Here is a 21,724-nt window from a genome sequence, read left to right as displayed (position 1 = left end):
GCCCGTTGAATGCAGAATAAATGGGGTACCTTGCACAAATACGATAAAAAATCGTTTATCGAGGAGTTACCCCATGACTTCCACACCGATTACAGACGCAGAAGTTGCAAAACAGGCAGCCGATGACCGGCTGTCAGTCCGCGAGAAAATTGGCTACGGCCTGGGCGACGCGGGCGGCACGGTAATTACCTGCCTGATCATGAACTTCCTGACCTTTTTCTATACCGATGTATTTGGCCTGACGCCCGCGCTGGTGGGCACGCTGTTTATTGCCCTTCGGGTATTTGACGCGATTTCCGATCCTGTGATGGGCGTGATTGCCGACCGCACGCAGAGCCGCTGGGGGCGTTTTCGTCCGTGGCAGCTGTGGGTCGCGCTTCCCATCGGGATCGTCGGCGTGCTGACCTTCACCGTCCCGGACGCCAGCATGGGCGTGAAAATCGCCTGGGCGTTCGGCACCTATTTGCTTTTGTCCGTAGGCTATACCGCCATCAACGTGCCGTATTGCGCGCTGATCAACACCATGACCACCCGCCACAACGAGGTAATATCCTGCCAGTCCTGGCGCTTCGTACTGTGCGGCGTGGCGGGCTTTCTGGTCTCCGTTGGCCTGCCGTGGCTGGTGTCAGAGCTGGGACAGGGCAATACCGCCCGGGGTTATCAGCTGGGCGTCGGCGTACTGTGCGCCATCGCTGTGGTGATGTTCTTGTGCTGCTTCTTCTGGGTGCGCGAGCGCGTCCCGCTTGCGCTGATGGGGAAATTTACCCTGCGCGAGCACCTGGCGGGCCTGCGTAAAAACGATCAGCTGCTGCTGATGCTGGTGATGTCGTTTCTGCTGATCAACGTCTTCAACATTCGCGGCGGCGGGTACATGTACTTCATCACCTACGTGCTTCAGGGCAGCACGGCGTACACCTCGCTGTTTTTCACCATGGTGACCTTTGCCGCCATTCTGGGCGCGGTGATCGTCAACCCGCTGTCGCGGCGGATTGATACCGTCAAACTCTACTACTACACCAACCTGGTACTCGCTGCGCTTGCTATGGGAATGTGGTTCCTGCCAGGTGGCCCGGCGCACCAGACGCTCTGGCTTATCGTGATTTTAAGTAACGGCGTGATCCTGGGCTTCACCCTGCCGCTTCACTTCTCGCTAATGGCCTTTGCCGATGACTACGGCGAATGGAAAACCGGCGTGCGCTCCTCGGGGATGAATTTCGCCTTCAATCTATTTTTCATCAAGCTCGCGTGGGCATCCAGCGCCGGGATCATCAGCCTGGTGTTTATTGCCGTGGCCTATCAGCCAGGCGCGGGCAACCAGACACCCGCCTCATTGCAGGGCATTACCGCCATGGAGACGCTGCTCCCTGCCCTTTTCCACCTGCTGCTGGCGGTCGCTATCCGCTGGTGCAGGCTTAACAATCCCGTGATGTCGCGCATTGCCACCGATTTGCGCCAGCGTCATGTACAGTCCTGAGGAGAACGATATGACCATAATGGAAGCCGACCTGCATCAACTGAAAATCAACGACCCGTTTCTTGGTCAGTACCAACGGCTGGTCCGCGATGTGGTAATCCCCTACCAGTGGGATGCGCTTAACGATCGCGTGGCGGAGGCTGAACCCAGCCACGCCATCGCCAACTTCCGTATCGCGGCCGGTCTGGAACAGGGGGAGTTCTACGGGATGGTCTTTCAGGACAGCGACGTGGCGAAATGGCTCGAAGCCGTGGCGTGGTCGCTGTGCCAGAAGCCGGATGCCGAACTGGAAAAAACCGCCGACGAGGTGATCGAGCTGGTCGCAGCGGCGCAGTGTGAAGATGGCTATCTCAATACCTATTTCACGGTGAAAGCACCGGCCGAGCGCTGGACCAATCTGGCCGAGTGCCACGAACTGTACTGCGCCGGACATATGATTGAAGCGGGTGTGGCGTATTTCCAGGGAACCGGAAAGCGCCGCCTGCTGGACGTGGTGTGCAGGCTGGCGGATCATATCGACAGCGTGTTTGGCCCGGGCGAAAACCAGCTGCACGGCTATCCGGGCCACCCGGAAATCGAGCTGGCGCTGATGCGGCTGTACGACGTCACGCAGGAGCCACGCTATCTCAATCTGGTGAAATACTTTATTGAGGAACGCGGCACACAGCCTCACTTCTACGATATCGAATATGAGAAGCGCGGCAGAACGTCATACTGGAACACCTATGGCCCGGCGTGGATGGTCAAGGACAAAGCCTACAGTCAGGCACATCAGCCCCTTGCCGAACAACAAACGGCCATCGGCCATGCCGTGCGTTTCGTCTACCTGATGGCGGGCATGGCGCATCTGGCGCGCCTGAGCAACGACGAAGGGAAACGTCAGGATTGCCTGCGGCTGTGGAACAACATGGCACAGCGCCAGCTGTACATCACCGGCGGGATTGGCTCACAAAGCAGCGGCGAGGCATTCAGCAGCGATTACGATCTACCCAACGATACGGTCTATGCCGAAAGCTGCGCCTCCATCGGCCTGATGATGTTTGCCCGCCGGATGCAGGAGATGGAGGCGGACGGCCACTACGCCGACGTGATGGAGCGCGCACTATACAACACGGTGCTGGGTGGCATGGCGCTGGACGGTAAGCATTTCTTTTATGTGAATCCGCTGGAAGTGCACCCGAAAACACTGGCCTTTAACCATATCTATGACCACGTGAAACCGGTGCGCCAGCGCTGGTTCGGCTGCGCCTGTTGCCCGCCGAATATTGCGCGCGTGCTGACCTCGCTGGGGCACTATATTTATACCGTTCGCCCGGACGCGCTGTTGATCAACCTGTACGTGGGAAACGACGTCGCCATTCCGGTGGGGGAAAACACCCTCCAGCTGCGTATTAGCGGAAACTATCCGTGGCATGAGCAGGTGAAAATCGAGATAACCTCACCAGTTCCGGTGACTCACACTCTGGCCCTGAGGCTGCCGGACTGGTGTGCGGAACCGGCTGTTTCGCTCAATGGTCAAGCCATTACAGGCGAGGTCTCCCGTGGATACTTATACCTCAACCGCAACTGGCAGGAAGGCGACACGCTGACGCTGACGTTACCGATGCCGGTCCGCCGCGTGTACGGCAACCCGCAGGTGCGCCAGCAGGCGGGGAAAGTCGCATTGCAGCGTGGGCCGCTGGTTTACTGCCTGGAAGAAGCCGATAACGGCGCAAATCTGCATAACCTTTCTTTGCCGCAAGACAGCGCGTTTCGGGTATTTGAAGGCAAAGGCATTTTCGCGCACAAGATGCTGATACAGGCGGAAGGGATTGGGTGTCAGGCGAAGGACACTGATGCCCTGTGGCAGTACGACCACTCGCCGGTAGAACGTCAGCCCCAGACGCTGACCTTTATTCCGTGGTTCAGCTGGGCAAACCGGGGAGAAGGGGAAATGCGGATATGGGTGGATGAAGGCTGAATAACTGCGGCCTGTTGCCCTCACCCCAGCCCTCTCCCACGGGAGAGGGAGTAAAAAGTAGGCCGGGTAAGGCGAAGCCGCCACCCGGCTTTAACCCGGCTCAGGCCGCCCGGGACGGCCTGAGCCGGGACGGCCTGAGCCGGGACGGCCTGAGCCGGGAGATTAAAACAGCCCCAGCGGTTTATCGGAGTAGCTGACTAACAGACATTTCGTTTGCTGGTAGTGCTCCAGCATCATTTTATGGGTTTCGCGCCCGATGCCCGACTGTTTGTAGCCGCCAAACGCCGCATGAGCCGGATAGGCGTGATAGCAGTTTGTCCATACGCGTCCGGCCTGAATGCCGCGGCCCATTTTATAGGCAAGGTTACCGTTACGGCTCCAGACGCCCGCCCCCAGGCCATACTGCGTGTCGTTAGCGAGCTCCAGCGCCTCGTCCATGGTTTTAAACGTGGTGACGGCCAGCACCGGTCCAAAAATTTCCTCCTGGAAAACGCGCATGTTGTTCTTACCGAACAGGATAGTCGGCTCAAGGTAGTAGCCCTCCTGCAAATCGCCGCCCAGCACCTTACGACGACCGCCGGTCAACACATCGGCCCCCTCTTTTTTACCGATATCAATATAGTTGAGGATGGTTTCCAGCTGGCCATGCGATACCTGCGCCCCCATCTGGGTAACGTTATCCAGCGGATTACCGCTGCGAATCGACTCCACGCGCCGGATCGCCCGCTCCATAAAGCGCTCATAAATGGATTCCTGCACCAGCGCGCGGCTCGGACAGGTGCAGACTTCGCCCTGGTTAAACGCAAACAGCGCAAACCCTTCCAGCGCTTTGTCGAAGAAGGCGTCCTCTTCATCCATCACGTCGGCAAAGAAGATGTTCGGCGATTTCCCGCCCAGCTCCAGGGTGACCGGAATGATGTTCTGGGTCGCGTACTGCATGATCTGCTGACCCACTTCCGTTGAGCCGGTAAACGCCACTTTGGCAATACGCTTTGAAGTAGCCAGATATTCGCCGATCTCTCCCCCGGCCCCGTTGACCACGTTAATGACCCCCGGCGGCAACAGGTCGCCAATCACCTCCATCAGCAGCAGTACCGAAAGCGGCGTTAAGCGTGCAGGTTTCAGCACCACGCAGTTACCCGCCGCCAGCGCGGGCGCCATTTTCCAGCTCGCCATCAGCAGCGGGAAGTTCCACGGAATAATTTGCCCCACCACGCCGAGCGGCTCGTGGAAGTGATACGCCACGGTATCTTTGTCAACTTCACTTATTCCCCCCTCCTGGGCACGAATGCAGGACGCAAAATAGCGGAAATGGTCGATCGCCAGCGGCACGTCCGCCGCCATGGTTTCGCGGATCGGCTTGCCGTTGTCCCACGTTTCTGCGGTCGCCAGCAGCTCCAGATTCTGCTCCATCCGATCGGCGATTTTGAACAAAATGGCCGCTCTGTCCTGAACGGACATTTGCCCCCACTTATCTTTCGCCTTATGCGCCGCATCCAGCGCTAAATCGATATCCCGCTTGCCCGAACTGGCAATTTCACACAGCGGCTGACCGGTAACGGGCGTCAGGTTGGAATAGTATTCACCGTCGACGGGCGCCACCCAGTCGCCGCCGATAAAGTTGTCATAGCGGGGCTTCAGCTTAAGGGGAAAACCATACTCGCCAGGCTGGATACGCGATGAGGGAGGATTGTTTGTCATGACCGTCTCCTTGCTGTTGTTGTACAACAAGGGTAGTTCCGGCTGGTGATTTTCTCGCCAGCGGGTAGCGGGTTTACGAGCCGCATCACGGATTACTGTACTTTACGTTTCGTTTCTGCCGCCGCAGCCATACTTAATAACTCAAGGGCTCATGAGGAATGATGCAATGCAGCTATTTATCGGCTTTGACGTGGGTGGAACCCACATCAAACACGGCGTAATTAATGAAAACGGCGAAGAACTGACATCCGATGAATATGATACGCCGGACGATGAAAGCACCTTCAAAGAGAAGTGGAAAGCGGTAGTGGATAAATACTGCCAGGAGCACGAGATCGCCAGTATTGGCGTGAGTTTTCCAGGACATATCAATCACCATACTGGCGAAGCGGCCAAAGCCGGGGCGCTGGACTATCTTGACGGCGAAAACCTGTGCGAACTGTTCGCACAGCTGACCGATCTCCCCGTGACAATCGAAAACGATGCCAATTGCGCGGCGCTGGGCGAGCGCTGGCAGGGCGCGGGCAAGGACTATGAGCATTTCGTCTGCATCACCATCGGCACCGGCATCGGCGGCGGTATCGTCATGGAGGGCGATCTCTACCGCGGGTCGCACTACCGGGCGGGTGAGTTTGGCGTGCTGCCCGTAGGCAATGAGGGCGAACCGATGCATGAAGTGGCGTCCGCCAGTGGCCTGATGAAAGCCTGCCGCCGCGCGCTGGCCGTGTCGGAAGATGAGATGCCTGATGGTGAGGAGCTGTTTAAACGCATGGACAGCGACGTGCATCTGCGCGAGGCCATTGAAGCGTGGGCGCATTGTCTGTCGCGCGGTATTTACAGCGTGATCTCTATGTTTGATCCGCAGGCGGTGCTGATTGGTGGCGGCATTAGTGAGCAGGAGAAAATCTATCTCCTGCTGGATAAATATTTACAGCGATTCGAGGAGTGGGAAGCGCTCCGGGTGCCCATCCTTCCCTGCGAGCTGGGTAACCAGGCGGGAAGGCTGGGCGCGGTCTGGCTGGCTAAGCAGAAGCAGGCGCGCAGCGCTTAACGCTTACGGAAATAACTGCGCGTCGCGTAGCACATGGTCATTGCCACGACGACGCGTAAACCCGATGCGGTTGAAATACTCCAGGATCTGAATCGCCAGTTTGCGTCCAACGTTCAGCCGATCGCGGAAGTCTGCGGCGCAGGTTGATCCGCGCGCCTGATCCAGCTCCCGGATCAGGTTCGCAAACGCCACGATCCGATCGTTGCGGTAATAACGATCTTTCACGATCGCCACAATCATGCCCTGCTGCGCCGCATGCCGCAGTACCTGACGCATCAGCTGCTCATCGGTATTGGTTTCACGCGCCAGATCGCGCACCCACCAGGGTTCATCGCCAAACAGCGCCGCCACTTTTTGCCAGACCGCGTCCTGCTCAGCGGTAAAACCGGCCTTATGTTCCGGCAGGTGTAGCCAGCCGTGATGACTTGCAATCACGCCGCTTTCACGCATGTTTTCAATCAGCAACAGCACCAGCGCGTCGTCTTCCATGGGCAACGCCATACGCCGCAGACGTTCACGGCCCGGACCGGGCTCATCCTGATGCTGTTCATGGTAGGTCGCCAGCGTGCTCAACACTTTACGCTGCCAGCGCGCCGCCACCGGCGCGTTCAGCAGGCTGTTGCCAGCCTGAATAAAACCCGGCTCCTGCGTCAGAAGACGCAATCCTTCACCGCTGAGCTGGCGCGCCCAGGCGAACGCAGCCAGATCCACCGCACCACGCTCAAGGTGGATATCTAACGCAGACTTGTCGTCACGGGCCTGGGCCAGCGAGGCCAGCCACGCTAAATACTCGGGCTTACGCTTGCCGCGACGGGGCGGATTCAGCATCACCACGCGGGCGCCCGCCAGGGTTTCGCGCGCGGAGATGTCGCGCAGAACCAGGCGGTCGTTATCCGCCAGCCAGAGCGGGGAGTCGAACACCAGTTCGGCGAGATCGTTTTCCAGCAGCGACACGCGTCCGGTGATGTGGCTGGCCGCGTGATGGATATGCAGCGGCTGCCACTGGGTCAGCGGCGTGTGGGTCTGTAGAGAAACGATAATCCGTTCAGAAGGCTCCGGCGGCGCGTCGGCCAGCAGCCAGTCGCCGCGGTTAAGCTGGTCTTTTTCGGCATCACCAGCAATATTCAGCGCGATACGCTGCCCGGCATGGGCCTGTTCCACCGGCTGGTTTTGCGCGTGAAGCCCGCGCACGCGCATCGGTTTGTTCACGCCCGTCAGCCACAGGGTATCGCCCACGTTAACTTCGCCACTCAGCGCGGTACCGGTCACCACCAGCCCAGCCCCTTTCACGGTAAACGCCCTGTCGATCGCCAGACGGAAGCGGTGATGGCTGGCATGCTCACGAGACGGGATCTGCTGCAAATGGTCGCGAAGAGCGTCGATACCGCGGCCTTCTGTCGCCACGGTGACAAACAGAGCGGCATCCTTAAAACCATATTCACTCAGCGCCGCCAGTACCTCTTCACGCACCTCGTTGATACGCGCCTCATCCACACGGTCCGCTTTGGTAAGGGCGACGGTCAACTGCGGGTTTCCCGTCAGTTGCAGGATCGCCAGATGCTCGCGCGTTTGCGCCATCACCCCGTCATCGCACGCGACAACCAGCAGAGCGTGATCGATCCCGCCCACGCCCGCGAGCATATTGGAAAGAAACTTCTCGTGGCCGGGCACGTCGATAAAGCCCAGCACGCGACCGTCGGGCTGTGGCCAGTAGGCGTAACCCAGGTCAATGGTCATGCCGCGCTTTTTCTCTTCCGGCAGGCGATCGGCATTCACGCCCGTAATGGCCTGCAATAACGTGGTTTTGCCGTGGTCAACGTGACCGGCGGTGGCAATAATCATTTCAACATCATCTCCAGAAACCGCCCTTCATCTTCCAGGCAGCGTAAATCCAGCCACATACGACCATCACCGATCCGGCCAATCACTGGCGTCGGTAATGCACGCCAGCGCGCCGACAGCGCCTCAAGCTGGCTTCCGCGTCCGTCGCGCGGGGTGAACGTCAGCGCTTCGCTCGGTAACCTGTCCACCGGCAGCGAGCCGCTGCCAATTTGCGACAGGCAAGGCTCGATACGAACGTCAAACTCAGGGTAATGGGGAGCAACCTGCGGCAGTAGCGCTTCCGCCTGCGCGCGAATGGAGGCCGCATCACGGCTCAGCAAACGCAACGTGGGCAGGCGGTCAGCCAGTTTCTCCGGGTGGAGATAGAGCCGCAGCGTGGCTTCCAGCGCGGCCAGCGTCATTTTATCGGCACGCAGGGCGCGCTTCAGCGGGTGCTGCTGTAGCTGCGCAATCAGCTCGCGCCTGCCGACGATAATCCCCGCCTGCGGCCCGCCCAGCAGTTTGTCGCCGGAGAAACTGACCAGGCTTACGCCCGCAGCAACCATTTCCTGCACCATTGGCTCTTTCGGCAGACCGTACTGGCGCATATCCACCAGCGACCCGCTGCCGAGATCGGCAATCACCGGCACGTTTAGCTCGCGCCCGATGGCGGCCAGTTCGGCCTCTTCCACCGTTTTGGTGAACCCCTCAATGTGGTAATTACTGGTATGCACTTTCATCAGCAGGGCAGTGTTTTCATTCACCGCCGCGCGATAATCTTTTGCATGGGTACGGTTGGTTGTGCCCACTTCATGCAGCGTGCAGCCCGCCTGGCGCATGACATCCGGAATACGAAACGCCCCGCCGATCTCCACCAGCTCGCCGCGAGAGACGACAACCTCTTTTCCGCTCGCGGTGGCCGCCAGCATTAACAGCACCGCCGCCGCGTTGTTATTCACAATGCAGGCATCTTCCGCGCCGGTGATCTGGCAGAGAAGATCCGCCAGTGCGCGATCGCGATGCCCGCGCCCGGCGCCGTCCAGATCGTACTCCAGCGTCACCGGCGAGCGCATGGCCCGGGTGACGGCCTCTATCGCTTCTTCTGCCTGCTGTGCCCGGCCCAGATTGGTGTGCAGAACCGTGCCTGTCAGGTTAATAACCGGGCGCAACGCGCTTTGCGCGTGCTTGCTCAGCCTGCGTTCAACTTCCTGCGCCCATGCCTCGCACCAGCCGGGTAGCGCGTTTTCAGCCTGAATATGGCGACGCGCATCGTCCTGAAGCTGGCGTAGCATGTCAACCGTTGCAGTATGGCCAAACTGCTCCAGCACCGCAGTGATGCGCGGATCACGAAGCAGACGATCGGTAGCGGGGATCTGGCTGTAGAGGGAATGATGAGTAGTCATGAATGCGCCTGGCGAGTAAATATCTTCCCCCCTCCCGACGGGAGAGGGAGTTAACATGTGGGGGGATTGTACCGCCTCCCGCCAGGAAGTGTTATAACCCGCATCAAGTCTTTGGTGGTTCAGTCCGGGCGAAACTTTCGCGCTGGAAGAGCGTCTCCGCCAGTTTGACCAGCAGCGGACGATCCACGCACCAGCCCGGCGAGACGCGGCGGAAATTAAGGTAGCCAATGGCGCAGGCGATGGCGATCGTCGTCAGATTCAGGCTATCGCTCTGAATTTTCCCGTCGCGGATCAGCTGTTCGCACATATCCAGGCTGCGGCTGATTTTTTCGCGCTGGCGCAGCAGCTCATTTTCTGACTGCTGGGCGGCGGGCCTTGCCTGCTCGCGTACGGACGTTAATGCCGCATCCATAATGCCATCCGCCAGGGCTTCAATTTGCTTCATCGCCAGCGCTGCTTTTGGATCCGCCGGCAGCATGGCTGGCGCAACGCCAAGCAGCTCGATGTACTCCGCAATGATCGGGGAATCAAACCAGTAGTCGCCCTCGTCCGTTACCAGCGCCGGGACTTTCCCCAGCGGGTTGTACTGCGCAACGCCGTTCTCTGCGTTGTACGGTTGTTCATTTACGAATTCAAATTCAATCCCTTTCTCCAGCAGGAGAATCGAAATCTTACGCACGAAAGGACTGGTATAACTGCCGATGAGTTTCATTGCTTATCCTTAATGCCCATAAAGAGGTCAGTATGGATCAAGCCGTGAAAAAAGGCAGGTGTACGTATCGCATTCCTGCCGTGAGGGGATACGGGAGAAATCTGCATAAAAATATTTTGTGAATCAAATCACAATCTGGAAACAAACAACCAACTTAACATTGTGATATTAATCACAAAACAGTCCTCATTTTGGCGTAATTCTGAGCAATGTATTTTTTTTACACACCCATTATGTGATCGCGATCACTTCATTAATATCCTCACCCCCTACATTCATGTGATTCAGATCACACAAAATTCCGCTGTCTGGACAGTTGAACGATTCAGTGCCAGATTTCACAGCATCAGAACAGGGCCCGGCTACCTCTGCCGCCGCACATTAACGATAAACCTCGGGCCACAAGCCTAAGCGTAAACATAAGAAGGGGTGTTTTATGTCATCCGATTTCAAGATCAAAGTGCAAAGCTTTGGTCGTTTCCTCAGCAACATGGTGATGCCAAATATCGGCGCGTTTATCGCGTGGGGTATTATCACCGCATTATTTATTCCGACAGGGTGGTTGCCTAACGAAACGCTGGCGAAACTTGTTGGCCCAATGATTACGTACCTGCTGCCGCTGCTCATCGGTTATACCGGTGGTCGTCTGGTGGGCGGTGACCGTGGTGGTGTCGTGGGTGCCATCACAACCATGGGGGTAATTGTCGGTGCGGATATGCCGATGTTCCTCGGTGCGATGATTGCCGGTCCTCTGGGCGGCTGGGCGATCAAGAAATTTGACGTCTGGGTTGATGGCAAGATCAAATCCGGCTTCGAAATGCTGGTGAACAACTTCTCCGCGGGCATCATCGGGATGATCCTCGCGATTCTGGCGTTCCTCGGCATTGGTCCTGCGGTTGAAGTGCTCTCCAAACTGCTGGCTGCGGGCGTTAACTTCATGGTGGCGCACGACATGCTGCCGCTGGCGTCTATCTTCGTTGAACCGGCGAAAATCCTGTTCCTGAACAACGCCATCAACCACGGTATCTTCTCACCGCTGGGTATCCAGCAGTCACACGATCTCGGCAAGTCCATCTTCTTCCTGATTGAAGCGAACCCGGGTCCGGGTATGGGCGTTCTGCTGGCGTACATGTTCTTTGGTCGCGGCAGCGCGAAACAGTCTGCTGGCGGCGCGGCGATCATTCACTTCCTGGGCGGTATTCACGAAATTTACTTCCCGTATGTGCTGATGAACCCACGTCTGATCCTGGCCGTTATCCTTGGCGGTATGACCGGCGTGTTCACCCTGAGCGTACTGGGCGGTGGTCTGGTGCTGATGAATCCCCTAATGATTTTGGTAAAAATCATTAAGTTAAGGTGGATACACATCTTGTCATATGATCAAATGGTTTCGCGAAAAATCAATAATCAGACAACAAGATGTGCGAACTCGATATTTTACACGACTCTCTTTACCAATTCTGCCCCGAATTACACTTAAAACGACTCAACAGCTTAACGTTGGCTTGCCACGCATTACTTGACTGTAAAACTCTCACTCTTACCGAACTTGGCCGTAACCTGCCAACCAAAGCGAGAACAAAACATAACATCAAACGAATCGACCGATTGTTAGGTAATCGTCACCTCCACAAAGAGCGACTCGCTGTATACCGTTGGCATGCTAGCTTTATCTGTTCGGGCAATACGATGCCCATTGTACTTGTTGACTGGTCTGATATTCGTGAGCAAAAACGACTTATGGTATTGCGAGCTTCAGTCGCACTACACGGTCGTTCTGTTACTCTTTATGAGAAAGCGTTCCCGCTTTCAGAGCAATGTTCAAAGAAAGCTCATGACCAATTTCTAGCCGACCTTGCGAGCATTCTACCGAGTAACACCACACCGCTCATTGTCAGTGATGCTGGCTTTAAAGTGCCATGGTATAAATCCGTTGAGAAGCTGGGTTGGTACTGGTTAAGTCGAGTAAGAGGAAAAGTACAATATGCAGACCTAGGAGCGGAAAACTGGAAACCTATCAGCAACTTACATGATATGTCATCTAGTCACTCAAAGACTTTAGGCTATAAGAGGCTGACTAAAAGCAATCCAATCTCATGCCAAATTCTATTGTATAAATCTCGCTCTAAAGGCCGAAAAAATCAGCGCTCGACACGGACTCATTGTCACCACCCGTCACCTAAAATCTACTCAGCGTCGGCAAAGGAGCCATGGGTTCTAGCAACTAACTTACCTGTTGAAATTCGAACACCCAAACAACTTGTTAATATCTATTCGAAGCGAATGCAGATTGAAGAAACCTTCCGAGACTTGAAAAGTCCTGCCTACGGACTAGGCCTACGCCATAGCCGAACGAGCAGCTCAGAGCGTTTTGATATCATGCTGCTAATCGCCCTGATGCTTCAACTAACATGTTGGCTTGCGGGCGTTCATGCTCAGAAACAAGGTTGGGACAAGCACTTCCAGGCTAACACAGTCAGAAATCGAAACGTACTCTCAACAGTTCGCTTAGGCATGGAAGTTTTGCGGCATTCTGGCTACACAATAACAAGGGAAGACTTACTCGTGGCTGCAACCCTACTAGCTCAAAATTTATTCACACATGGTTACGCTTTGGGGAAATTATGAGGGGATCTCTCAGGGTCTGGTGTCTCCTGCTTCTCCAGGCTCTATTCTGGCGGTGCTGGCGATGACCCCGAAAGGCGCCTACTTCGCGAACATCGCGGCGATCTGTGCGGCCATGGCCGTCTCCTTCGTGGTCTCCGCTATCCTGCTGAAAACCAGCAAGGTGAAAGAAGACGACGATATCGAAGCGGCAACCCGTCGTATGCATGACATGAAAGCCGAATCCAAAGGCGCAACGCCGCTGGCGGCGGGTGATGTCTCTAACGACCTGAGCCACGTGCGTAAAATTATCGTGGCCTGTGATGCCGGTATGGGTTCCAGCGCAATGGGTGCGGGCGTGCTGCGTAAGAAAGTGCAGGATGCGGGTCTGACCAACATCTCCGTGACCAACAGCGCGATTAACAACCTGCCGCCGGACGTTGACCTGGTGATCACGCACCGCGATCTGACCGAGCGCGCCATGCGTCAGGTGCCGCAGGCGCAGCACATTTCCCTGACCAACTTCCTCGACAGCGGCCTGTACACCAGCCTGACCGAACGTCTGGTTGCGGCCCAGCGCCATGAAGATAACGAAGTGAAGGTGCGCACCAGCCTGCAAGACAGCTTCGACGAGAGCAACGCGCATCTGTTCAAACTGGGCGCAGAAAACATCTTCCTTGGCCGCACGGCGACCAATAAAGAAGAGGCCATTCGCTTCGCCGGTGAGCAGCTGGTGAAAGGCGGCTACGTTCAACCGGAATACGTTGAGGCGATGCTGGAGCGTGAAAAGCTGACCCCAACCTACCTGGGTGAATCCATCGCGGTTCCGCACGGTACGGTGGAAGCCAAAGACCGCGTGCTGAAAACCGGCGTGGTGTTCTGTCAGTATCCTGACGGCGTGCGCTTCGGTGAAGAAGAGGACGACATCGCCCGTCTGGTGATTGGTATCGCCGCTCGCAATAACGAGCATATCCAGGTGATTACCAGCCTGACCAACGCGCTGGATGACGAAACGGTTATTGAGCGTCTGGCCAATACCACCAGCGTTGAAGAAGTTCTGGCTCTGCTTAACAAGTAACAGCGCCTCTTCCCTCTCCCCCCCCCGGGGAGAGGGCTAGGGTGAGGGGAAAACGTTCCTCACCCCAGCCCTCTCGGGTAAAAACATTGATGAAGGTTAACACTATGAAAGCATTACATTTTGGCGCAGGTAATATCGGACGTGGCTTTATCGGTAAACTGCTGGCAGACGCGGGCATTACCCTGACATTCGCCGATGTGAATCAGGTGGTTCTGGATGCCCTGAATGCCCGTCATAGCTATCAGGTTCACGTGGTGGGTGAAAACGAACAGGTTGAAACGGTCTCTGGCGTCAACGCGGTAAGCAGCATTGGCGACGACGTGATTGACCTCATCGCAAGCGTTGATCTGGTCACCACAGCCGTGGGTCCGGTGGTGCTTGAGCGTATCGCCCCGGCGGTCGCGAAAGGCCTGGCGAAGCGTAAAGCACAAGGCGTTGAAACGCCGCTGAACATCATCGCCTGTGAAAACATGGTGCGCGGCACCACGCAGCTGAAAGGCCACGTTCTGGCCGCTGTGGCTGATGAAGATAAAGCCTGGGTTGAAGCGCACGTTGGTTTTGTGGATTCCGCCGTTGACCGCATCGTTCCGCCATCAGAATCCGCCACCAACGACCCGCTGGAAGTAACCGTGGAAACCTTCAGCGAGTGGATCGTTGATAAAACTCAGTTTAAAGGCGCGCTGCCGTCCATTCCGGGAATGGAATTAACCGATAATCTGATGGCATTTGTCGAACGTAAACTCTTCACGCTGAACACCGGGCATGCTATAACCGCGTACCTCGGGAAATTGGCCGGTCATCAGACGATTCGTGACGCGATCCTCGATGAGAACATCCGTGCGGTGGTCAAAGGGGCAATGGAAGAGAGCGGCGCGGTGCTGATCAAACGCTACGGTTTTGATGCTGATAAACACGCAGCATACATCCAGAAAATCCTCGGTCGTTTTGAAAACCCGTATCTGAAAGATGACGTTGAGCGCGTGGGTCGTCAACCGCTGCGTAAACTGAGCGCGGGTGACCGCCTGATTAAACCGCTGCTGGGCACGCTGGAATACGGTCTGCCGCACGCTAACCTGGTGAAAGGGATTGCTGCCGCAATGCATTACCGCAGCGAGCAGGACCCGCAGGCGATTGAGCTGGCTCAGCTGATTGATGACAAAGGCGCACAGGCTGCGCTGGCGCAGATTTCCGGTCTGGATGCCAACAGCGACGTGGTTGCGGAGGCGGTCAGCGCATACAACGCAACCAAATGATGCAGAGTCCGGCGCAGGTTAGCCTGCGCCCGAATAACAGATTGTCAGATATGCAGGCAATAATGGAACAAACCCAGGCCTTTGAAAATCGTGTGCTTGAGCGTCTGAATGCTGGCAAAACCGTACGAAGTTTCCTGATCGCCGCCGTCGAGCTGTTAACCGAGGCGGTGAACATTCTGGTGCTTCAGGTGTTTCGCAAAGACGACTACGCGGTAAAGTATGCTGTAGAACCGTTACTGGACGGAGACGGACCGCTGGGCGATTTATCGGTACGGCTGAAGCTGATCTACGGTCTTGGCGTGCTCAACCGTCAGGAGTATGAAGACGCCGAGCTGTTAATGGCGCTGCGCGAAGAGCTCAATCATGACGGCAATGAGTACACCTTCACCGATGATGAGATACTCGGGCCCTTCGGCGAACTGCACTGCGTATCCGCGCTCCCTCCCGCACCTCAGTTTGATGACAGCGACCCTGAGCTGTACATGATGCAAAAGCTGCGTTATCAACAAGTTGTCCGCTCCACCATGGTACTTTCCCTGACTGAGCTGATTTCTAAAATCAGCTTAAAAAAAGCGTTTCAGAAGTAAGCCCGCACACATTGGTGTATCCTTCCCTGTAAATTCCCCGTTTTCAGAGTTATTTGTCATGAAAGAAGTCGAAAAGAACGAAATTAAACGCCTGAGCGACCGTCTGGATCTGATCCGCCATCAGATGGCTGGCCTCTCCCTTGTTGATTCCGCCGAGAAATATGCCGAGCTGGAAAAAGAGTCCGTGAAGCTGGAGGCGGAAATTGAGCGCCTGCGCGATGTGAAAGGCCAGAAGCTGAGTAAAGAGGCGCAGAAGCTGATGAACATGCCGCATCGCCGCGCGATCACCAAAAAAGAGCAGGCCGACATGGGCAAGCTGAAGAAAAGCGTCCGTGGCCTGGTGGTGGTGCACCCGATGACTGAGCTTGGCCGCGAAATGGGCCTGAAAGAGATGACGGGTTTTAGTAAGACCGCGTTCTGATCGCTCTCCCCTGCCGCTGCGCAGGGGAAACTCAGTTGTAAATCAGGTTAAACGTGGCCATCGCATCTGCTTTTCCCGCCGTTACGTTCTCTTCCGTCTGAATGTAATGCGCATCAAACCAGAAGGTCTGCGTCTGGTTATCCCCCACCTGGCCAAGCGCTGACACCTGAGGGGTGTTCCACGATACCACCTGCCCCTGAACCGAACCGGTATTGTCACCGTAAAGCAGTTCGATCCCGACACCGCTGGCGCTATCCTCCTGCTTCGTCAACGCCAGCGCCCGATCGTTGCCCGGCGTGGTATCGCCAAAGAAACCCATCTTAACCGCCGTGTTATTTTCACAGGTCACCGGAATGCTGAAGCGTCCGCCTCCGGCGCGGGAGCCGATGCCGTGAAATTCACGCTGGCTCACGCTCCCCATGGGAACAAGAATGCTGCGAGAGCCCACTGAGCAGCTGGTACGCCTGACGGTGAAGCTGGCGAGATGGATCTGTACCGGTGTCGCCACGTTGGTGGCGCTGGCTTGATTTTCTCCCGCCTGCAATATCAGCGAGCCGACATTTTGCTCCTGGGAATTGGCGTTATCGTCAGGCATGGCGCTGGTCGTCGGGATTTTGTAAAACACCACCCAGAACTGCATTTTGTACGTTGAGGCGCTGGCAAAGGCGGGGTTTTGCGATGCGTCGCAAATGCGCCGGGACTCATTGCCATTCACCTGACTTGTGCCGTCAATATAGCGTATCGCATCGGCGCCGCAGTACTGCTGCTCGCGAAACCCGAGCGCGTAGCCGATGCCGTCAATCTGGGTTTTGTAGACGTGCCGCGACGCACCGTCTTCACCCACCACGGTGCCGACGGGGTTATCCACGTCGACAAAGCCGATACTACGCCAGGCATCATTCCCGCCATCACAGCTGTAGAAATCTGCCCCGGTAGACTGTATCGGCGCAGATATCGGCGTCCAGTCAGCCGTGCCGGGCGCATACCCAATGGCATAAGGCACCTGAACGACCCACTGATCGCGCGTGGTGCGGCAAGGTGAAGTCTGAGCATGGGCATGAAAACTCAGCATGCCAAAAAGCGAAAGAAGGCTCAGATAGAAAAACCAGTGAATAAAACGACGCATGATATTCCTCTAATGGCACTCAACGGACAGCGTGGCGATACCGGGGGCCATATGAGCTTTCCCCAGTCTGAAAGGTGTCTGGCATTGCTGCTGCTCCCCGTTTTCATACCAGGTGACGCGCAGGGTGCCGCGCTCTGGTACCCCGCTCAGGTAGGCCTGACCGCCGTCAGCGACCATGCTTCGGTTTGCAGAATGGCGGTTCTGCTCCACCACTTCAGCCTGCGCGCCAAACGGCAACGGTTCGCCGTGGTAGCGCAGGGAAAACAGAACGCGATAACCAATGTGGGTTGTGTAATTGGCCAGCACCACCGCGCCGCTGGTGGGAATGAGCGTCAGACCGCTTTGCTCAATGTCGACGTTCTCACCCAGCGTCGCCGTATCAAGGCTGACGGTATTTTTGCGATACGCCGAGAGCGTTGGCATGACCGCATAGCCGCGGCTGTCGGTATGGATCCCGTTGTAGCCCTCCGGCTCAACGTTCGCCGCGCCGGGCACGCGCAGCAGGGCGACGGTATCGCCCAGCGGCTGGCTAAGCGTGACGCCATACTGCGTGGCGATAACGCCTCCGGCGAGTCCAAGACTCGCGTTGCTACCGTTTCGGCTGTGGTCATAACCGAGGCTGACGTTGCCGTAGCCACCGTTGTATTGCAGCGCCAGGCTGGTGCTGTCGGCCTCTCCCTCACTGGTCTTACTCTGCTGAACGCTGTAATTCAGGTTGCGGTTCGCCAGCGCGCTGCCGTTGAGTGACACCTGCTGCGTGGTCATCCCACGATTGTTGTGGTTGGCGTAGTAACTGACCGAACTGCCCGGCAGCCAGTTGCCAAGCGGAACATTGACGTTAAACGATACGGTGCGATCGGGATGCTGCTCAAGCGCTGAGTCGGTGTAGTCATACCCCGCGCCCCAGGAAATACCCCGCCAGCTGGTGTACCAGCCAATGTGGATGGTTTTATCCTGCCCGGACGTATGCCAGTAATCCTGCATCCATGCCGAGACGCTGAGGCTGCCGAACTGACCCAGCGTCTGTGAAAAAGTGACCTGCGAGCGGCTACGGCGATTATTGAGTTGCAGCTGTTGGCTGTCAGACTGATTCAGTTCACTAAATTCGTATTAATTGCGCGAGGCATAGCGATAGCTCGCCAGGTTGAAGGCGGTGCCGGTAGCGCTGAAATCTTTCTGGTACTGAATGCGCCACGCCTGTCCCATCGCGCTTTTGCCGTCGGGTAAACGGCTTTTTGCCAGCGTATCGTCAATACCCAGCGAGCCAAATGCGCCAAACCCTCTGCCTACGCCAATTGCACCGGCCTGATAGTTGCTCGCCGTACGAAAGCCGCCATACACCGTCATCCTGGAGAGCAGACCGTAGAAGAAAGCGCCTTCAACAAATTCGGGCGAACGCGCATCACCGGAGCCGGAGTGAAATCGTCCTGCATTGAGACTGTATTTCAGGCTGCCCTGGCGTCGCATAAACGGCACCGCAGAATAGGGCTGGGTAAAGACGCGCGTTGAGCCGTCACTTTCCGTGACCGTAACCTGTAGATCGCCACTTTGTGCGCCCGGGAACAGATCGTTAATGATAAATGGCCCGGCGGCCACCCAGGTTTCATAGATCACATAGCCATTTTGCGAAACGGAGACTTTAGCGAAGCTGTGTGCGACGCCGCGGATGGTTGGTGCGAAGCCGCGCTGGCTGTCTGGCAACATGCTTTCGCTTGATGAGAGCTGTACCCCGCGAAACGCCACGCTATCGAAGACGTCGCCTGCGGTCCAGGCATCACCGATCCGTAGCTGGCTGTTAAGACGGCGAATATCCCGGGTCAGCCAGCTACTTTGCGACTGAAAATGGTCGCCGCCCGCGTCGCTGTAGCTCCAGGCCGAGGTGTTACGCAGCCGCCACGCCCCCAGATTGATGCCGTTACGCAGGCTCAGATAGCTGGATGTCGTGACCCCGCTCTGATGACGGGCCTGACCGCCCGACAGACTGTAATCAGTAAATGCCGCCGGGATACCATCGTCCCACTGCGACTGCGGCACATAGCCACGGCTGCGGTGTTTCATTGCCGCCTGCGGCAGGCTGAGAAAGAGACGCTGCTGGTTGAAATCATAAGAAGTTCGCGCTGCCGGAATAAAATCCTCGAGGTGCGTGAACGTTTCTCCCTCCTGCAACCGGGAGAATGCAGGAATGGCCCCTACATTTACGCCAAGCGCTTCCAGCAGCGATACGCTAAAAACGGGTTGCAGGCTGCCTTTCTCATTGACGAAGGTGATCTCCTGATGCCGCTCCTCGCGTCCGTTAATCTCCAGCGTCACGAGCCAGGTGCCTGGCATCTGCCCGCCCTTTTCAGAGAAATAGTGCAGATCCGCCGTTTTCTGTTCAGTAGAGGAAAGCTCCAGCGCGGCGGGATCAAAGTAATCCTCGGCCATCCCCGTGCGGCTGAAGCTAAGCAGCAACACCGAAAGCGGCGCGTAACGAAACAGGCGAAAACGCATGGTCTTAAAGAGGCTGGGTGTGGGTGGCGGTGATGGCACCAAAATCATTAATAGCCGACCAGCTTACGCCCCCGGAGGCGGACACAGGCCATTCCCGGGTTTCCCCTGGACCGATCATGCCCGGCTGCTCAATTTTATGCCCGCCAACGGTCAGACGATAAAAAGAGACGTAGTATGGCGTCGGGTTAGCGGCCTTAAGCCCTTTTCCCGTTCGCGAAAACGTTATTTTCTGCCAGGCCGTGGCGGCGTCCCCTTTCAGGTTGTCCGGGCGGTAGAAGATTTTAAATTTCGATTTGACGTTTACCTGTAATTCGTTGCTGCTCTCTTTTGGCTTTGGCGCTATCGCTTTAATATCGAGCCAGAATACAGATTCACGATCTGTGGGCAGCGGAGCGCCGGTATATTGAATACGCAGCGTGTTGGTCTGCTCCGGATCAAGTCTGAACAGAGGTGGTGTGACAATAAATGGCGCAGCGTTATTTTTATCCGGCCCATCGCCTTCAACCCACGACTGAATAAGATAGGGAACCGCACTTTCCATATTAGAAACAGAAAATGCCACCTCCTTGCTGTTTTGCGGGTATACGATCCGTGTTCCCCCCATTACAACGCCAGCGGAAACTGACGCAGAACTAACCATTAATGCAGTGAGCATAATATACGATAAACGTTTCATCATTATTATCTCTGGAGGTGGCTGACAGTGAAATCAGTTATAAACCATCAGGAAGTTGGATACGGCGTTAACATCGCCGGCGTTGATTTCCGTGCCATCTTTGTCAAGTGCGGCATAGAAAGTTAATTCAGCATTGCCTTGATCATCCGGTGCGGTTGTTTCAGATACCGTACCCGGTTTAATCGCGGTGCTGCGATCGCTGTTATAAAGCTTCACGCCGACACCCGTCGCCATACCTTCACCCGGCGTAACCTGAAGCAGTGTGTCATTCACCGTATCTTTGGTTCCGTCAAACAGTACCGCAACCGATTCAACCGTCTCCGGGCAGTTTTCCACGTTGATTTTGAACTCGCGCGGCGTCGTTTCGTTGTGATCGTCAAAGTAGCTTTTTGCCCACGCCCCAAGGTCTACCGTTTTGTTTTTAGAGGCCGGAGTAATATCACAGGAAATAAGGGTAATCTTCCCGGTAAAATTGATCACCCCGCCCGTACTTTGCGAACCCGCACCGGTATCCAGAGAAGCATTAACGCCAGAATCACTGCTTGCCAGTACTGATTGAGAAGATAACAGCAGCCCCGCCGCGGCAATCGCCAGCGCCACATTTTTGATTTTCATTTGGAACACTTTCCCCTCTGTAAATTAAACAGATATAGACTTGTTGTACCAGGTACAATAACCGCTATAAGGATTTAAAAACGCCACCGAAAGGTTTTTAGCAGAATGGGTGACGCGCCCTTATAGAATAAAGCAGGGTCCATCCCATGGTGATAATCCGTATATTTTCAGAAGGCCATACACAGATATCCTTCAACTGAGGAATGACTTCTGGCCGAAAATAACACTGAATACGTTGTGGTTAGTAATAAATTTAAAATCTTCTGTTACGTTGCTTCTGAATAAATAGTAAATCAAATGCCTTTTAACGTCTACGCATTGAAAAGCACTATGCCGCGTCTGTAAACACTCAGAAATTAACACTCAACTAACAAATTTAACCCCTTTCGATTGCCCTAATAATTATTAATCTGCTTTTAATACCGCAACTAAATTACAAGAGAGTTAACTGATCATTGTTTGATCAATTTATTTCAGAATATTATTAGCCAAAAAATGTCTGTTCAGCGCAAAATTCTTACCCTTTATCCTGAAAAACAACACTTGAACAGGATATTTCTTTATCGATCATCAATTGATCGTTTGTAATACACTGTTAAAATCTATATGTGAAATTTACCTTAATTAAAATTTTTTGCTACAGCTTAGATTTCGCATTTTTAACCAAAAAAAATTTTTATTTATAGGAAATATATCACTCTGCTCACACATATACAGCTTCTCAAAAACACAAATAAAACAAACAAACCTCA

General features: G+C 55.6%; 16 protein-coding genes and 2 pseudogenes. 9 read left to right on the top strand and 9 right to left on the bottom strand.

Annotated features, from left to right (window positions below; translation table 11 throughout):
- Window positions 1-73: 73 nt before the first annotated feature.
- Entirely contained in the window at window positions 74-1,474 is a 1,401-nt protein-coding gene (locus SK51_RS05050; RefSeq protein WP_022649754.1) for an MFS transporter, read from the top strand.
- 10 nt (window positions 1,475-1,484) lie between these two features.
- Entirely contained in the window at window positions 1,485-3,434 is a 1,950-nt protein-coding gene (locus SK51_RS05045) for a glycoside hydrolase family 127 protein (protein ID WP_023307167.1), read from the top strand.
- A 162-nt stretch (window positions 3,435-3,596) separates the two neighbouring features.
- Here the strand turns inward: SK51_RS05045 and aldB are convergent, their stop codons facing one another.
- The gene (aldB, locus tag SK51_RS05040; RefSeq protein WP_023307168.1) at window positions 3,597-5,135 is read right to left on the bottom strand and encodes an aldehyde dehydrogenase AldB; all 1,539 of its coding nucleotides are present in this window, start codon (window positions 5,133-5,135) and stop codon (window positions 3,597-3,599) included.
- Window positions 5,136-5,301: 166 nt separating this feature from the next.
- Here aldB and SK51_RS05035 point away from each other — a divergent pair, with 166 nt between their 5' ends.
- A complete protein-coding gene (locus tag SK51_RS05035; protein ID WP_023298868.1) occupies window positions 5,302-6,186 on the top strand; it encodes an ROK family protein in 885 nt (294 codons plus the stop codon).
- 3 nt (window positions 6,187-6,189) lie between these two features.
- Here SK51_RS05035 and selB read toward each other — a convergent pair whose 3' ends face one another.
- From selB to SK51_RS05020, 3 genes are all read right to left on the bottom strand, one after another.
- The gene (gene selB, locus SK51_RS05030) at window positions 6,190-8,028 is read right to left on the bottom strand and encodes a selenocysteine-specific translation elongation factor (protein ID WP_023298869.1); all 1,839 of its coding nucleotides are present in this window, start codon (window positions 8,026-8,028) and stop codon (window positions 6,190-6,192) included.
- The gene (gene selA / locus SK51_RS05025) at window positions 8,025-9,410 is read right to left on the bottom strand and encodes an L-seryl-tRNA(Sec) selenium transferase (RefSeq protein ID WP_023307169.1); all 1,386 of its coding nucleotides are present in this window, start codon (window positions 9,408-9,410) and stop codon (window positions 8,025-8,027) included. Before selA ends, selB begins: the two co-directional genes overlap by 4 nt.
- Window positions 9,411-9,513: 103 nt before the next feature.
- Entirely contained in the window at window positions 9,514-10,122 is a 609-nt protein-coding gene (locus SK51_RS05020) for a glutathione S-transferase (protein WP_023307170.1), read from the bottom strand.
- Between the two features lie 436 nt (window positions 10,123-10,558).
- Here SK51_RS05020 and SK51_RS05015 point away from each other — a divergent pair, with 436 nt between their 5' ends.
- From SK51_RS05015 to SK51_RS04995, 6 genes and pseudogenes are all read left to right on the top strand, one after another.
- On the top strand, window positions 10,559-11,602 hold the full coding sequence (locus tag SK51_RS05015) for a PTS mannitol transporter subunit IICBA (protein ID WP_268989762.1): 1,044 nt from the start codon (window positions 10,559-10,561) through the stop codon (window positions 11,600-11,602).
- Window positions 11,542-12,750 (top strand): IS4-like element ISVsa5 family transposase, encoded by a 1,209-nt coding sequence (locus SK51_RS23875; protein ID WP_001339197.1) that lies wholly within the window; start codon window positions 11,542-11,544, stop codon window positions 12,748-12,750. The genes SK51_RS05015 and SK51_RS23875 overlap by 61 nt, the downstream gene beginning before the upstream one ends.
- A gap of 13 nt (window positions 12,751-12,763) precedes the next feature.
- Window positions 12,764-13,804: pseudogene (locus SK51_RS05010) on the top strand (PTS mannitol transporter subunit IICBA); the annotation flags it as partial.
- Between the two features lie 104 nt (window positions 13,805-13,908).
- On the top strand, window positions 13,909-15,057 hold the full coding sequence (gene mtlD, locus SK51_RS05005) for a mannitol-1-phosphate 5-dehydrogenase (RefSeq protein ID WP_023307171.1): 1,149 nt from the start codon (window positions 13,909-13,911) through the stop codon (window positions 15,055-15,057).
- The gene (mtlR, locus tag SK51_RS05000; RefSeq protein WP_023307172.1) at window positions 15,054-15,644 is read left to right on the top strand and encodes a mannitol operon repressor MtlR; all 591 of its coding nucleotides are present in this window, start codon (window positions 15,054-15,056) and stop codon (window positions 15,642-15,644) included. The genes mtlD and mtlR overlap by 4 nt, the downstream gene beginning before the upstream one ends.
- A gap of 58 nt (window positions 15,645-15,702) precedes the next feature.
- Complete coding sequence (locus tag SK51_RS04995; protein WP_022649764.1) at window positions 15,703-16,065, top strand: YibL family ribosome-associated protein; 363 nt, start codon at window positions 15,703-15,705, stop codon at window positions 16,063-16,065.
- 31 nt (window positions 16,066-16,096) lie between these two features.
- On the opposite strand, the gene SK51_RS04990 is transcribed toward SK51_RS04995, so the two are convergent.
- The 5 genes and pseudogenes from SK51_RS04990 to SK51_RS04975 all read right to left on the bottom strand — a co-directional run bounded on the left by SK51_RS04990 (window position 16,097) and on the right by SK51_RS04975 (window position 20,972).
- A complete protein-coding gene (locus SK51_RS04990) occupies window positions 16,097-17,191 on the bottom strand; it encodes a fimbrial protein (RefSeq protein ID WP_023307173.1) in 1,095 nt (364 codons plus the stop codon).
- A gap of 9 nt (window positions 17,192-17,200) precedes the next feature.
- Complete coding sequence (locus SK51_RS25560) at window positions 17,201-17,497, bottom strand: FimD/PapC C-terminal domain-containing protein (RefSeq protein ID WP_268989768.1); 297 nt, start codon at window positions 17,495-17,497, stop codon at window positions 17,201-17,203.
- Window positions 17,498-19,615 (bottom strand): annotated as a pseudogene (locus tag SK51_RS04985) (fimbria/pilus outer membrane usher protein); the annotation flags it as partial.
- A gap of 70 nt (window positions 19,616-19,685) precedes the next feature.
- Window positions 19,686-20,360: a fimbrial biogenesis chaperone gene (locus SK51_RS04980; RefSeq protein ID WP_022649767.1), complete on the bottom strand. Its 675-nt coding sequence runs from the start codon at window positions 20,358-20,360 to the stop codon at window positions 19,686-19,688.
- Between the two features lie 30 nt (window positions 20,361-20,390).
- Window positions 20,391-20,972, bottom strand: coding sequence for a fimbrial protein (locus SK51_RS04975; RefSeq protein WP_032621994.1), 582 nt, complete (start codon window positions 20,970-20,972; stop codon window positions 20,391-20,393).
- Window positions 20,973-21,724: the final 752 nt, after the last annotated feature.

This window comes from Enterobacter sp. MGH85, from assembly GCF_001037655.1.
GTDB classification, from domain to species: Bacteria; Pseudomonadota; Gammaproteobacteria; order Enterobacterales; family Enterobacteriaceae; genus Enterobacter; species Enterobacter intestinihominis.
This window is presented reverse-complemented; position numbering and strand designations above follow the sequence as displayed.